We start from the raw sequence: 13,691 nt of genomic DNA, 5'->3' as shown, positions 1-13,691 counted from the left end.
CTTCAAAGCATGTGTTAACGTAAAGGCATCTCTCAGGCTGGAATGAATGAGTGAAATAGTTGACAAAACACATTATAATGTAACTATATAACATTATTTGTCCTTGTAGCAGTGAGTGCTGAATTACTGATAGCTTAGCAGAATTTTTGGTTAGCCACGCCGCAAGGTGGCAGGGAAGTGGTTCCGGATCCATTGCCGGAACACTGAAAAGCAAAAACCCCGATAATCTTCTCTATCTTGGCGGACGGGAAAGATTAACGGGGCTCTAACTTAAACCGTATAGAAGCTGTTGCTCTATATGGGGAGTATAGTTTTATGCCTTTTAAAGGTCAACTCCTTCGGCGCAACGTAAGCGAAGGGCTATTTGAATAGCCAATTTGCGAATGTTGAGCACCACATCAATGAATCCCGTGGTTTCCGGCGTGGTGAGGCTAATGCACTGCGACGTGGGCAACAAAAAATTCATCGTCGTTACATCCCAAATCTGTGCTGCCGGGTGCCGAAGGGCATGGCGAGCAAAGTGGTTGCACGCATGAGCAGTCACGACTGGCGGCGCAATGATGACCTGATCGAGCTGCGTCGGCAGGGTTATATCCCCTATACCCAACGCAACAACCCCGACTATCGTCCCAAACCAATGCGCATTGCCGCGCGGTCGGAAAGCCGTGAAGCGCTGACGGTGCTCTCTTTGGTTCTGGGCGCCAACTGCGACTATAACCCGGACAGCGACTACCCGTTTGAGATCATGCTGCCGTTCGAGGACGTGGCCAAAGCCATGGGAGTACTGCACGTCTACGAAAGCGGCCGCAAGGCGTATGACGTGGCATTGCATGCGCTGTCGGTGTTCGAGCAGCTGGACTATCTCATCGTATCGCGTGGGCAGGATACTGACACCGGTCAAAACAAGCCGCTGCGCATCTGGCTGACGGAGAACTTCTTCACAAGCCGTGGCATCCAAGCGGAAGAAATTCGCCAGTGGCTGAATCAGTACCGGCTGTGGGCGATTAAAAACGGCCTGACCGAAACGCTCAGGCAAAAATACGAACGCCACCTGGTGCGCATAGCGCATCTGGGGATCGACATCGAGCGAAAGCATTCGCTGAAAAACCGGCTGAAAAAGATCCGGCGGTGGGTTGTGAGTCCCGATCTGCAAAACCTCAAGCGCAACGCGGAGCAGGTGATTGGCAACGAACTGGACAGGCGGCAGCAGAACGAGCAGCGGTTGGATACGCTGCTGGATGACACCGCCGCCGGCATCAAAAAGCTGGCTGCCGCCCAGCGCCAGAAGCAGAACGGCTTTTATCAGGCCTGGGTGCAGTGGACGATGGGCTGCTCGCCGCTGAAGGCGATGCAGCTTGAGAATACGCTCAAACGTGAACAGCCAGGACTGCTGAACAGCGATCCGGAGGTGTTCTACCGGCTGCTGCTGGAGCGTGCCGGCGCCATTCCCACCTAACTTCCCGAACTTACCTTGCTTTACCCTGCCTGATCCGCGGGGCTTTTTTGTTGCCTGTTTTCCACCACAAGCACTAGGTTGACCATTGGACCGGCCCTTTTCGGTTGATGCCAGCGTGATTTTGGTGGCTGTTGACGTCGAACCGGGGCGCTGACAACAGTTATCGACAACGAACAACCCTTTAACTTCGGCATTAACTTCGTAATCAGCATTAACCGCGAAAAGGCAATAAGCAATATTCTTAATTTCGAAGGTTATTTCTGAACAAAATAAGCCCTTTAAATAAAGGGAGTTACTCAGCGCACCGGCTTACGCCGTCGCTCTTGAGTACCTCCCTCACTTCGCTCGGGCAAAAAACTCTCCACCCAAGCCAAAACCGACGAAAATTCTCAGCACATCAAACTCACCGACCTCAACCCCACAATCTTCTTCACCACCGCTGAAAAACTACGCCGCACCAACCTAAAAGGCCGGAACAGAGTCGCTTTTAATGATAGATATTGTAACTAGAAATCAAATCTCTGTTAGAAGAGTTGCTGAAAGTTCTTCGTACACGCCCGTAAGCGGCCCTAACGGCCCGCTAACGCGGAGATACGTCCCGACAGCGGCTACGCCTTGTCGTGACCACTCCGACGGCGTACACAAAGATATACATCGCATTTAGCGGAACTTGTCTTTCAGGGCAAGGGATGGGATCGGCGATACCTATCATGCCTGGGCGGCTTCGCCGCGCGACCGGCGACCCTAACCAAATGGCGTTCTCTTGCCGCACGGATGTCGCCTTCATGCGCTGAAGCGCATACAGGGGTGATGTTGTAAGGACAATGGAACATTTTGACTTTACAGATGAATAAGTGCCATTAGCTTTCCTTACTGCGGGTCAGTGTTCGGTAACTGTCGGTCGTGACACCAAAAATAGTTCCGCCGGATCGCTAATTGAGTACTGGCTGGTTTCCCGCTCTATTCATTTGATACGGAAACGCTTTATGGTACCGTTGACGGCAGAAGTTTGGCGTCGTGCGACTATGAAGCTCATCATGTCTTTGATATCTGGTACTGCTACACCTCAGAAATTAACCCCACGGCCATCACCAGTGACATGCGCCGCATCAATAAAGCCAACTTTGCGTCCTGCACTTATTTGGCCTACGCTCTGAACCTCATTTTACGAACCTGAACAGGCAGTTTCAGGAGCGGTATTGTATCTGAGATCCGTCGGTCTATAAAAAATGCCTGATCCAGCCTGCCGGATAGATTGACCTGGAGATTATCCGCGAGAAAAGCAATCTCGATTGCATCGTTACCACGCTGGGGCTAAAAGAAATGACGAAGGGGATGCTGGTCCGCAAACTGCTTACGTACATCAAGACCAATTCGACCATATTCAAATTGATCCCTGTTACAGTTTTCTGTGCAACCGCAAGCGCGGCATGTTGCTGCCGAAGGTTGACAATGCGTTGGAAATGACGGTTCGGGAGAAACCGAAGCGGACCCGGGTTCACGGTGTTGATGAAAGACTCCCTCGGCACTGATTCTAGACAAGCTCGCCTAACAAACGGGTTTTGGATTGAAAAAAACAAAACAAGCATTTTTATGCGTGATAGCTCGTTAAGCGCCACCAAACTTGGAGTGTGACACGCTACGATCCATAATTATGGATCTCAAAAATGGTCGATTCAATATCCTAATAATGAACGTTCCCTTGCGTTCCCTGATATTGACTCGCACCGCGAGTATTCCACAACCTCTAACTTCAAAGTAGTGAAGTTACTCGCCTGGAACCATGCAATACCCTTATGTTGTCATCATAATATTAAAGCAAAATGGCGCTATCAGCTCACGATATCGACCATCAGCACCGTTGCGTGCTTTAACTCCAGCGATTGGGTTCGTCAACAACAGCGCCGTCAATTCTTCAAATCTGGCATCAACCCTGTCTGCCAGCAATAATCCAGCCTGTTTAAGGAAATAGATATAAATTTGCTCCCTGTCTGATCTGGAGCATCCCACAGGATTTTATTTACCTGAGTCTCCTAGGGGTTGAGGGCAAATGGAACGAAAGCGCACATTAAGAAGGTAACTTATTGTTTAATATGGAGATCAATATCCTCACGTCTCCCCTCAGAATACCCTCCGGTAACGTAAATATATATAGGGCTTAAAGATGGCTGAGGCTGTAGAACAGCAGTGTCACCGCCAGCTATTACCATAATGATATATTAATAGGAATGACAATTTTACATTTTTTGTAAGTTTATCCCAATCATTATTAATGATTTGAAAGTTATCACCTATTGTTGAGGACGGTAACGATCGTTACTAACGATTTCTAATTCCTAAGGTTTATTCTTATAGTTTATTCAGATGAGCAAGAATAGCGAATCAGAAAACAGTTATGTAACCCAGTTGTTAACAGGCTGATGAATAGCCGCCAGGCGTATTTGAACTACGTCCTATTGCATCAGCTATACTTGAAATGAGATGGTTCTGCTTTTATGCAAAACATCTAAAATTCCTTTTAAGGCAGGTAATTGAGAACGCTCACGTGCACTTTATTTGATAGTGTTGCATATGAAATAATTATTTTTAATACCGCCATTATAATTGCGGTATTAATAGAAAAGATGTGAGTTAAATGCTGAATGTATTGCTTCTGCCACTGCTTTTTTCTGAACAGTAATATATTAATATCAGCAGTCCATCATTTGGCAGGAAGAAAAAAAGGAAGTCAGTGCGTCAGTCAAGCAATATCAAGTACTACATAGTCAGCACAGTCAGCATGCTGAGTTAGAGGAGAAACTGAATGCAACTGAACGAGAGAATACTGCTCTGCTCACTCAGCTTGCCCGTGCGCCATCGCAGGAGACTCATCTCTGGACACACCATCTGTTCAGGCAGATCCGCAGTCTGGGCCACGATGGCACCTCGAACTCTCTACAAATACTGGACAGTGTATTCTTTCTGCCCGGAAAGGCATCATCCGAAACAAAAAATTGCTCTATCTTCAGCAACATACTCGACAATTCTATATGCGAGAGTGAAGATAGGTGGCTTCTTTCTTATGTGCTTCACACCCATTATTTTTCCGATTTATTTGACTATAGGACATTAACTAAAAATGGTGTTGCTGGGCTTGTTATAGAAGTGGCCTATCATTTATTAGAAAATGAAAGTCACTCTAAACACTACTGTTATGACAAGCTGTCTTGGACAGATGGTTTCAAGAAGTAAACATTACATACATAAATACCATGAAGAATTTTGATTAGTGCGTAATCATAATTTTATGGAGCAATGTATATCAGGAGTACTGAGTGTCTGTTGATGTGAAGAGGACTACTGAGTAGCTACATCTGTCTGTTTGGTTAATTTTTTACACATCAGTAAAATAAGCGCGACATCAAGATTGCCGTGATTTGTATCATCTTGCTTTTTGTATTGCACACCTTGTCAAATATATAGGGGCTATGGCGCTATATCAGCAATGCCATTTTATCTCTGCTATCAGCGGCCAGATGGCAATGCAAACTTGGAGGCTGCAATGAAAACCGGCATTAATGGTTTCAATCTCATCAAAGAGTTTGAGGGGTTAAGGCTTCACACCTATAAATGCCCGGCGGATAGATGGACCATTGGCTATGGCCATACCGCCAATGCCAGCGCGAATGATGTTATCACCGAAGCGCAGGCTATTTCCTTATTGTATCAGGATGTGGAGGAGAGTGAACGGGCGGTCAATCAATATGTGCATGTTCCGCTTACGCAAAATCAGTTTGATGCCCTGGTGTCCTTTGTTTTCAACCTGGGCGTCGGGAATTTCCGGACTTCAACGCTGCTGAAAAAACTCAATGCCGGTGATTATGATGACGCGGCCCAGGAATTTGGGCGTTGGATCCATGCCGGCGGCAAAGCGCTGCCTGGCCTGGTACGCAGACGAGAGGCCGAACGCGCACTCTTTCTGAAATAAGCAGTACAGTTAGACGGTTTTCTTTATTTATAAGCGTGAAAAAACAACTGGTGTAAATCAGGGGCGGTAGCATGCTTTCTTTAGGGGAATACCGAGTTAATTAATCCGTACTCCATGTAAATAATTTCATTGAGATTATTTTCACTCATTATCCATTGTAAAAAAAAGGATTGAATTCATGGCTATTACCGCAGACGACATTGCAGTGCAATATCCTATTCCGACCTATCGCTTTATTGTGACCTTGGGCGATGAACAGGTACCGTTTACCAGCGCATCCGGTCTGGACATTAATTTTGACACCATTGAATACAGGGACGGCACAGGCAATTGGTTCAAAATGCCCGGTCAGCGACAGGTCCCTAATATTACGCTGAGTAAAGGGGTGTTCCCGGGAAAAAATGCGATGTATGAGTGGATTAATTCCATTCAACTCAATCAGGTTGAAAAGAAAGACATCATGATCAGTCTGACCAATGAAGCCGGCACGGAAGTGCTGGTCAGCTGGAATGTGAGCAACGCCTTCCCAACCTCCCTGACTTCCCCGTCATTTGATGCGACCAGTAACGAGATCGCGGTACAGCAAATCACGCTCATGGCCGATCGCGTGACCATTCAGACTGCCTAATCAAGAGGACATGTTGCCATGACAGTGAAAACCACTTACCCCGGCGTTTATCTCAGTGAAGATGCCGTATCGAGCTTTTCGGTCAACGGTACCGCCACTGCTGTGCCCCTGTTTGCGTACGACAGTAACAGTAACAGTAACAGTAAGAGTGCCGTCACCACGGATGAACCGATTCAGGTTTTCCGCAACTGGGCGGAATTTACCGCCGTTTACTCTACGCCGCTGAAAGACGCTTTTTATACCAGCCTGAAATTGTGGTTTATGCACGGCGGCGGTAAATGTTATCTGGTTCAGGTGACTAAAATCGCCGATGCGGTGGCGCAATACGATGATATTACGCTGATTGTTGCCGCAGGGACGGATACCAAGACGGCTCCCCCTATTTATGATGCGTTCAACCTGGTGGTGAATCAGGGCTACCGTATTTTTGGCCTGTTTGATGGCCCGCAAGACAAAATTGACGGCACGAAAAAGCCGGATGAGGTCATGAAAGCCTATCCGACCTCCCCGTTTGGCGCGGTGTTTTATCCGTGGTGCACCCTGGCATCGGATGCGGCGGTGCCGCCGAGCGCCATCGCCGCGGCCGCCATTGCCCAGACCGACCGTGCGCGTGGCGTGTGGAAAGCGCCGGCCAACCAGGCCGTGAATGGCGTTACCCCGATGTTCGCCGTCAGCGATGATTTTCAGGGCACGTATAACCAGGGCAAGGCGCTGAACATGATCCGCACGTTCCCGGGCCAGGGCACCGTGGTGTGGGGCGCCCGTACGCTGGAGGACAGCGATAACTGGCGCTATATCCCGGTACGCCGCCTGTTCAACGCCGTTGAACGGGATATTCAAAAAGCCCTGAATAAGCTGGTGTTTGAACCCAACAGCCAGCCGACCTGGCAGCGCGTCAAGGCCGCCGTAGACAGTTATCTGCACGGTCTGTGGCAGCAGGGCGCGCTGGCCGGCAGTACCCCCGCCGACGCCTGGTTTGTTCAGGTCGGCAAAGATCTCACCATGACCCAGGAAGAGATCAATCAGGGGAAGATGATCATCAAAATCGGCCTGGCCGCGGTGCGCCCGGCAGAATTCATCATCCTGCAGTTCAGCCAGGATATCGCGCAATAATTCACTGAAGGAAAAGAACATGGCTACAGATACCACTGTACCGGGTGTTTATATTGAAGAAGATGCCTCGCCGGCGATGTCGGTGAGCGCGGGAGCGACCGCCGTGCCGTTATTTGTCGCGCGTTTTACCCCGTCCGATAAAAAACTGGCGGGCGCCATTACACGCATCGGCAGCTGGCTGGACTATACCACCCTGTTTGACAGCAACGTGCCTTCTTCCGCACGGGTCACCGTGACGTCAACGCCTGATGGCGAAAATAAATATACCTACCAGATTAATGACACTGAGGTCGTGGACCAGTCAGCCTCCGTTGCCCTGCGCCTTTATTTCCAGAACGGCGGCGGCCCTTGCTACCTCTATCCACTGCAAAAAGCAGACGATCAAGCCAAATTGGCCGCGTTGCCGGGTCTCATCGATGAGGTGGGGGCGATCACGCTGCTGGCCTGTCCGGAGCCCGATGAGGCGTACCGCACTGCGGTGTATGCCGCACTGGCAGCCTCCCTAAACCAGCATAAAGGATACTTCCTGCTGGCCGACAGCAGCGATAGCGTGGTTCCAAGCGGGGTAAGTAGTTCTTCCCAGGTTGCCGTGTATTACCCAAATTTGGTGATGCCTTACACCCGGACGCTGGATGACAACCAGGTGGCTATTACCGGCTATACCGCCGGGAGTGACACGACGATTGCCACGCTGGCCGACCTTCGTAAAGCGAACGCTGACTTTGCCGGTGAGATTGATAAAGCCCTCGCCGAAAAACGAGATGTCCCGCTGTCGCTTCCGCCTTCCGCTTTGATGGCGGGAGTGTACAACAAGACAGACGGTGAACGCGGGGTGTGGAAAGCGCCGGCGAATGTGGTGCTCAATGGCGTCAGCGATGTCAGCGTCCGGGTCACCAATGAGCAACAGGCGGAGCTGAACCCGAGAGGCATCAATGTCATTCGTCATTTCAGCGATCGCGGGCTGGTCGTGTGGGGTAGTCGCACGCAGAAAGATGATGATGACTGGCGCTATATCCCGGTACGCCGCCTGTTCGATGCGGCAGAGCGCGACATTAAAAAGGCTCTGCAACCAATGGTGTTTGAGCCTAACAGCCAGCCGACCTGGAAACGGGTGCAGGCGGCGATTGATAACTACCTTCACCGTCTGTGGCAACAGGGCGCTCTGGCCGGCAATAAGGCGGAAGAGGCGTATTTTGTGCGCGTCGGTAAGGATATCACCATGACACAAGACGAGATTAATCAGGGGAAAATGATCATTCAGGTGGGGATGGCCGCCGTGCGCCCGGCTGAATTCATCATCCTTAAGTTTACTCAGGACATGTCTCAGTAAAGGGGGAAACCCCTTTTCCGACTCTTTATAAGGATACCGTGATGGCAATGGTTCTTCCTGGGGTTTCGTACGAAGAAACGCTGTTAACGCAGGCATCAAGCGGTGATCCGGTGACGATGCCTCTGTTTATTGGTTATACCCTGGCTGATGTGGCGATACCGGTCACAACGATGCAGCCCGTCAGCGTGGGATCACTGACGCAGGTGATCGTCCACTTTGGCCAACGTGGGACGCTGGCGTACTCCCTGCGCCACTTCTTTGAAAACGGCGGGCGGCAGTGTTATGTGCTGCCCCTCGGGCCAGGGCAGGGAGAACCGGCCAAGCGTCTGCAAGCACTAATTACCGCATTACAGTCGCCACAGATGCTGGAAACACTGTTAGCAGATGACAAAACTGGCCTGCTTCTGGTACCGGAGCTGAGTGAATTAAATGATGTGCGCGTTTCCTCTCTTGACACCGACGCGCTTTGGTATCAGGGCTGGCAAGCGTTACTCACGCTTTGTTATCAGGCCCCGCAACGTTTTGCACTGTTGGAGTTACCAGAAGAGCCGACGCACGCTGCAATACTGACCGAAAGATATTTTTCCGCAGATCTGTGCCAACGCGGAGCGGCCTGGTGGCCACGACTGGAAAGCAGTTACCAGGATGAGGCATCGGCACCCGTGGTGTTGTCCCCTCTGCCGGCCGTCGCGGCGGCCATTCAGCGTAGCGCCCACGATAACGGGGTCTGGAAGGCGCCGGCCAACCTCCCGTTGGCCAAAATCCGTCGCCCCACCCAAAGTATCCTGACGTCTCAGGCATTGCTGGATAATCAGGGGGTGTCCTGCAACCTGATCCGCAGTTTTGTCGGCAAAGGCGTGCGTCTGTGGGGATGCCGGACCTTGCTCAACGAGGAGGATTCTCCCTGGCGTTATATCCAAACCCGTTTGCTGGTCAGCAGCGTGGAGCACTACCTGTGCAAACTGGCGCGCGCTTACCTGTTTGAGCCGAACACGGCCCCGACCTGGATGAAGTTAAAAGGTCAGGTCTGGACATGGCTGCGTCAGCAATGGCTGGCCGGGGCCTTTTTCGGCACGGTGGAGGAGAAGGCCTTTTCGCTCAGTATCGGTCTGGATGAAACCATGACGGAAGATGATATTCGCCAGGGAAAAATGATCCTGCAGGTCCGTTTGGCGTTGCTGGCTCCCGCGGAATTCATCGACATCAGCCTGACGCTGGATCTGCGCGACGGCACGGCCAGCGCGCAAATCGGAGGATAATCATGATGAGTACACCCGCGGTATCCCATCGTTTTCTCGTCAATTTTTTATTTAACAATATTCCTAATCCATTTGACATCGCGTTTCAACGTGTCTCCGGATTGTCGCGCACGCTGGCAGTGAGCCAGCACCGGGAAGGGGGCGAAAACGGGCGCAACCTCTGGCTGGCGGAGCAGGTGGAGCACGGTAGCCTGGTATTAGAGTGCGGAGTGATGAACGCCTCCCCCCTGACGCAGCAGTTTGACCGCGTGTTGCGCCGGGAAAGCACGCTGTGGGCCAACGTGGTGATCATGTTGCTCAATGAGCAGATGTCACCGGTCACTACCTGGACGCTGAGTCATGCCCTGCCGGTGCGCTGGCAGATCGGGGATTTGGATGCCGGCAGTAACCAGGTGCTCATCAACATGCTTGAGCTGCGCTATCAGGATATGCGCATGCAGGGGGTAAAACTATGACCGTCGAAATTCGTGAGTTGATCGTACAAGTTGAGATCACAGAGTCCGCACCAGCACTTTCTGCTCCGTCTTTGTCGTTTGCGCAGTACCGTGAGTGGGACGACGAGCGGTGGGTGGAGAGGATTAAACAAGAGGTGCTGGAACAGCTGCTTGAAAGGGGGCGTCAGTGAGCTTACTTGAACAGGGGCTGTCGAAGCTAACCCTCAACGCCTGGAAAGATCGCGAAGGGAAAATCCCTGCGGGCAACATGAGCGCAATGTATAACCCAGAGACGATCCAGTTGGATTATCAGACGCGCTTTGACACCGAAGATACCATCAACACGGCGTCGCAAAGCAACCGCTATGTGATTTCCGAGCCGGTCGGCCTCAACCTGACCTTGTTGTTTGACAGCCAGATGCCCGGGAATACCACCCCGATAGAGACGCAGCTGGCGATGTTGAAAACCCTTTGCGCCGTGGATGCGGCCACCGGGTCACCTTACTTTTTGCGCATCACCTGGGGAAAAATGCGCTGGGAGAATAAAGGGTGGTTTGCCGGGCGCGCCCGCGATTTATCGGTCACCTACACGCTGTTTGATCGTGATGCCACGCCGCTGCGGGCCACCGTGCGGTTAAGCCTGGTGGCGGATGAGAGCTTTGTTATTCAGCACTCCCTTAAGGAGCAAAGCGCCCCCGACCGTGCGCTGGTCAGCGTACCGGATCGGGCCTCGCTGCCGTTACTGGCGCTTAGCGCCGGCGGGACGCTGGCCGGCAGCGTCGATCCGTTATCGCTAGCTTGGGATAACAACTTGAAAAACCTAGATGATTTTCGGCCCGGAGACCTGCTGCAGGCGACGAATGGGAGGAAGGCATGAGCCACATCACCCTGGACATTGCGGGCAAGCCGAGCACATTGGGGATCCGTCGTTTGCGGGTACAGCAACTGATCAATGAGATCCCGCTGGCACAGCTGGAGCTGCGTATTCCCACGGATAACCATGGCGCAGCGGATAACGCGGTACAACGCGAAATCAACCGTTTTAGCCTGGGCGTCCGGGTGGTGATTGCCCTGGATAAGAAGCCGCTATTCGACGGTTATCTCGTGCAAAAGAAGATGCAGCTGAAGGGCAAAAACTGGTCCGTTCGGCTGGAAGCCCGCCATGCATTGCAGAAACTGACGTTTTTACCCCATAGCCGGATATTCCGTCAGCAGGATGACAGCTCTGTACTGAAGGGGCTACTGCAGTCTGCGGGGGTGAAACTGACACAGAAAGCGGCGGTGCAGCTGAGCAGCAAACACGATCAGCTGATCCAGTTTCGTCTCAGTGACTGGCAGTTTATTCGCAGCCGGCTGCTGTCCACCAATTGCTGGCTGCTGCCCGATGCTACCAGCGACACTGTGATAATCTGCCCGCTGTCCGACGCGACAACGGCCTCACGGCGGCTGACTCGCGACAGTCGCGACTATACGCTGTATGAAATCAATTTGAGTTTTGATAACCGCTTTACGCCGGACAGCCTGTCACTGCAGGGATGGGATATTACCGCACAAAAGCTCGTGCCGGCGCAAAAAAGTGCGGCCGGCGCGTTTCGTCCCTGGAAGCCTGAGGGTCAGGTTGGTCAGGATTCCGCCGGGCGGCAAGATTACGCCCTGGCGTTCAGCATGCTGCCTGAAACCACCCTGAAAACTCTGTCGAGCTCCTGGCTGAACTACCAACAGATGACCGGCGTACAGGGCCACATTGTGCTGGCAGGGACACGGGACTTCGCACCAGGCGAAAGCATCACCCTGAGCGGCTTTGGGGCAGGGCTGGACGGCACGGCAATTCTGAGCGGGATCAATCAGCTGTTTGATGTGCAGCACGGCTGGCGCACCGAGCTGTTGATGGGGCTGCCAGCGATCATGCTCGAGCCAGCACCACCGGTGCGGTCGCTGCATATTGGCACGGTAGCGGGTTTTACCGCCGATCCTCAGCATCTGGATCGGATCGCCCTGCATTTGCCGGCGCTGAATCTGCCCGACTCGCTGATTTTTGCCCGCTTGAGTAAGCCCTGGGCGAGTAAAGCGAGTGGTTTTTGTTTTTACCCGGAGCCCGGTGATGAAGTGGTGGTGGGGTTTATCGACAGCGATCCGCGTTACCCGATCATCCTGGGTTCAATGCACAATCCGAAAAATACGGCGCCGTTCTCACCGGATGAAAAGAACAACCGTAAGGGGCTGATCGTGAGTCAAGCTGACCAGACACACGCCTTGATGATTGACACCGAGGAGAAAACTCTGAGGCTGATTGCGGGGGACAATACCCTCACCTTAACCGGCGAGGGCGACATTGCCCTGCATACGCCGAACGCCCTGCAGTTGCAGGCAGACGGTAACCTGTCAATCAACGGTAAACAGCAGGTTGACATCACCAGCGAGGGAGAGGTAGCGATGCGTACACAGAAAGCTCTGCAACTGCAGGCTGACGGTAACCTGTCTATCGACGGTAAACAGCAGGTTGACATCACCAGCGAGGGAGAGGTAGCGATGCGTACACAGAAAGCTCTGCAACTGCAGGCTGACGGTAACCTGTCTATCAACGGTAAACAGCAGGTGGAGATCACCAGCGCAAAAATTAACCTGAAAAAATAACCTATTACGGTGAGGTTGCGATGAGTAACGACATTTTGACAGCGACCCTGGGGCAATGCTGGGCATTTCCACCGCGGTTTGAGCCCGACGGCGTGTCCCTGACGGCGGGCGTTGAGGCGGTGATGCAGAGTCTGCGCGTGCTGTTTATGACGGAGCCGGGCGAACGCATTATGCGTGAGAGCTATGGCGCGGGCATGCATGATTTCATCTTTGAGAATATCACCGATGAACTGCTGGCCAACATCCACAACCGCATCGAAGAGAGCATTCTGCTCCATGAACCCCGGGCGCTGCTCAAGGACGTCATTATTCAGCCGGGGGCACAGGACGCGAGCCGTCTGCGGGTGCAGATCACTGTGTTTCTGTCGGGCACGGATCTGGTCGAGACGGTGGACGGGACGCTGAACATCCATGACGGCCAGACGCTGAGGTTACTATGAACAACCTGGTGATTATCGACGGTGACGCGCTGAAATTTGAAACCAATTTTGGTGCCAATATCGTTATGCCAACCGCACCTTGCCTGATTCATGGCAGTGGGGAGGCTGATATTACGAATAAAAAAATTTGTGTGCTCGGCGACGAGAGCAAGGTGTCTATTACGGCCACGTATACCAAGTCCACACACCCCACTCCGGGAACGGGAATCATCACCATTGCTGCGTTGGCCGCCGATCAACAGGCTGTGTTCGTCACGGCAGGAACGCCCGTCATTGTGGTCGGCAGCCAATTCACCGCGCGTTTTACCCCCAGTTCCCCGGCGATGGATCCGCAAGGAATGCCGGACCCGAATATGGGGCCTACGCAAGGAACCGGCACATTTACCAACAGCCAGTCGTTTGTCACCGCCGGGTAAGTCTTCTTGCTGCC

The 13,691-nt window shown here is 52.4% G+C and carries 12 protein-coding genes and 2 pseudogenes; all 14 read left to right on the top strand.

Annotated elements, in window-relative coordinates:
• Positions 1 to 508: 508 nt before the first annotated feature.
• The 14 genes and pseudogenes from ACORQT_RS25055 (at position 509) to ACORQT_RS24990 (ending at position 13,677) form a co-directional block, all read left to right on the top strand.
• Positions 509 to 1,456 (top strand): Replication protein, encoded by a 948-nt coding sequence (locus ACORQT_RS25055; protein WP_197751370.1) that lies wholly within the window; start codon positions 509 to 511, stop codon positions 1,454 to 1,456.
• Positions 1,457 to 2,477: 1,021 nt separating this feature from the next.
• Positions 2,478 to 2,836: pseudogene (locus ACORQT_RS25050) on the top strand (Tn3 family transposase); the annotation flags it as partial.
• 26 nt (positions 2,837 to 2,862) lie between these two features.
• Positions 2,863 to 2,989, top strand: a pseudogene (locus ACORQT_RS25045) (IS91 family transposase); the annotation flags it as partial.
• 2,008 nt (positions 2,990 to 4,997) lie between these two features.
• Complete coding sequence (locus ACORQT_RS25040) at positions 4,998 to 5,423, top strand: lysozyme (RefSeq protein WP_444859466.1); 426 nt, start codon at positions 4,998 to 5,000, stop codon at positions 5,421 to 5,423.
• A 178-nt stretch (positions 5,424 to 5,601) separates the two neighbouring features.
• On the top strand, positions 5,602 to 6,051 hold the full coding sequence (locus tag ACORQT_RS25035; protein ID WP_197751368.1) for a phage tail protein: 450 nt from the start codon (positions 5,602 to 5,604) through the stop codon (positions 6,049 to 6,051).
• 18 nt (positions 6,052 to 6,069) lie between these two features.
• A complete protein-coding gene (locus ACORQT_RS25030) occupies positions 6,070 to 7,164 on the top strand; it encodes a phage tail sheath family protein (protein ID WP_444859465.1) in 1,095 nt (364 codons plus the stop codon).
• A gap of 19 nt (positions 7,165 to 7,183) precedes the next feature.
• Entirely contained in the window at positions 7,184 to 8,494 is a 1,311-nt protein-coding gene (locus ACORQT_RS25025; protein WP_444859464.1) for a phage tail sheath family protein, read from the top strand.
• Positions 8,495 to 8,535: 41 nt separating this feature from the next.
• The gene (locus ACORQT_RS25020) at positions 8,536 to 9,753 is read left to right on the top strand and encodes a phage tail sheath family protein (protein ID WP_197751365.1); all 1,218 of its coding nucleotides are present in this window, start codon (positions 8,536 to 8,538) and stop codon (positions 9,751 to 9,753) included.
• A 2-nt stretch (positions 9,754 to 9,755) separates the two neighbouring features.
• Positions 9,756 to 10,208, top strand: a complete 453-nt coding sequence (locus ACORQT_RS25015) for a phage tail protein (protein WP_405053327.1) — start codon at positions 9,756 to 9,758, stop codon at positions 10,206 to 10,208.
• Positions 10,205 to 10,378, top strand: a complete 174-nt coding sequence (locus ACORQT_RS25010; protein ID WP_197751364.1) for a DUF5908 family protein — start codon at positions 10,205 to 10,207, stop codon at positions 10,376 to 10,378. The genes ACORQT_RS25015 and ACORQT_RS25010 overlap by 4 nt, the downstream gene beginning before the upstream one ends.
• On the top strand, positions 10,375 to 11,064 hold the full coding sequence (locus tag ACORQT_RS25005; RefSeq protein WP_197751363.1) for a CIS tube protein: 690 nt from the start codon (positions 10,375 to 10,377) through the stop codon (positions 11,062 to 11,064). Before ACORQT_RS25010 ends, ACORQT_RS25005 begins: the two co-directional genes overlap by 4 nt.
• Positions 11,061 to 12,821: a phage baseplate assembly protein V gene (locus ACORQT_RS25000; RefSeq protein WP_444859463.1), complete on the top strand. Its 1,761-nt coding sequence runs from the start codon at positions 11,061 to 11,063 to the stop codon at positions 12,819 to 12,821. The genes ACORQT_RS25005 and ACORQT_RS25000 overlap by 4 nt, the downstream gene beginning before the upstream one ends.
• Positions 12,822 to 12,841: 20 nt before the next feature.
• Positions 12,842 to 13,261 carry a GPW/gp25 family protein gene (locus ACORQT_RS24995; protein WP_197751361.1) on the top strand — a complete coding sequence of 140 codons (420 nt, stop codon included), beginning with the start codon at positions 12,842 to 12,844 and terminating at the stop codon, positions 13,259 to 13,261.
• Positions 13,258 to 13,677 carry a hypothetical protein gene (locus ACORQT_RS24990; protein ID WP_444859462.1) on the top strand — a complete coding sequence of 140 codons (420 nt, stop codon included), beginning with the start codon at positions 13,258 to 13,260 and terminating at the stop codon, positions 13,675 to 13,677. The genes ACORQT_RS24995 and ACORQT_RS24990 overlap by 4 nt, the downstream gene beginning before the upstream one ends.
• Positions 13,678 to 13,691: the final 14 nt, after the last annotated feature.

The organism is Serratia sp. (in: enterobacteria) (assembly GCF_052400455.1).
In the GTDB taxonomy this organism is placed as follows: domain Bacteria; phylum Pseudomonadota; class Gammaproteobacteria; order Enterobacterales; family Enterobacteriaceae; genus Serratia; species Serratia ureilytica.
This window is presented reverse-complemented; position numbering and strand designations above follow the sequence as displayed.

What these genes read in the sequence shown, in the direction of transcription:
- ACORQT_RS25025 (WP_444859464.1), top strand. Translation starts at nt 7,184, where the DNA reads ATGGCTACAGATACCACTGTACCGGGTGTTTATATTGAAGAAGATGCC.
- ACORQT_RS25040 (WP_444859466.1), top strand. Translation starts at nt 4,998, where the DNA reads ATGAAAACCGGCATTAATGGTTTCAATCTCATCAAAGAGTTTGAGGGG.
- ACORQT_RS25010 (WP_197751364.1), top strand. Translation starts at nt 10,205, where the DNA reads ATGACCGTCGAAATTCGTGAGTTGATCGTACAAGTTGAGATCACAGAG.
- ACORQT_RS25000 (WP_444859463.1), top strand. Translation starts at nt 11,061, where the DNA reads ATGAGCCACATCACCCTGGACATTGCGGGCAAGCCGAGCACATTGGGG.
- ACORQT_RS24995 (WP_197751361.1), top strand. Translation starts at nt 12,842, where the DNA reads ATGAGTAACGACATTTTGACAGCGACCCTGGGGCAATGCTGGGCATTT.
- ACORQT_RS25020 (WP_197751365.1), top strand. Translation starts at nt 8,536, where the DNA reads ATGGCAATGGTTCTTCCTGGGGTTTCGTACGAAGAAACGCTGTTAACG.
- ACORQT_RS25030 (WP_444859465.1), top strand. Translation starts at nt 6,070, where the DNA reads ATGACAGTGAAAACCACTTACCCCGGCGTTTATCTCAGTGAAGATGCC.
- ACORQT_RS25015 (WP_405053327.1), top strand. Translation starts at nt 9,756, where the DNA reads ATGATGAGTACACCCGCGGTATCCCATCGTTTTCTCGTCAATTTTTTA.
- ACORQT_RS24990 (WP_444859462.1), top strand. Translation starts at nt 13,258, where the DNA reads ATGAACAACCTGGTGATTATCGACGGTGACGCGCTGAAATTTGAAACC.
- ACORQT_RS25055 (WP_197751370.1), top strand. Translation starts at nt 509, where the DNA reads ATGGCGAGCAAAGTGGTTGCACGCATGAGCAGTCACGACTGGCGGCGC.
- ACORQT_RS25035 (WP_197751368.1), top strand. Translation starts at nt 5,602, where the DNA reads ATGGCTATTACCGCAGACGACATTGCAGTGCAATATCCTATTCCGACC.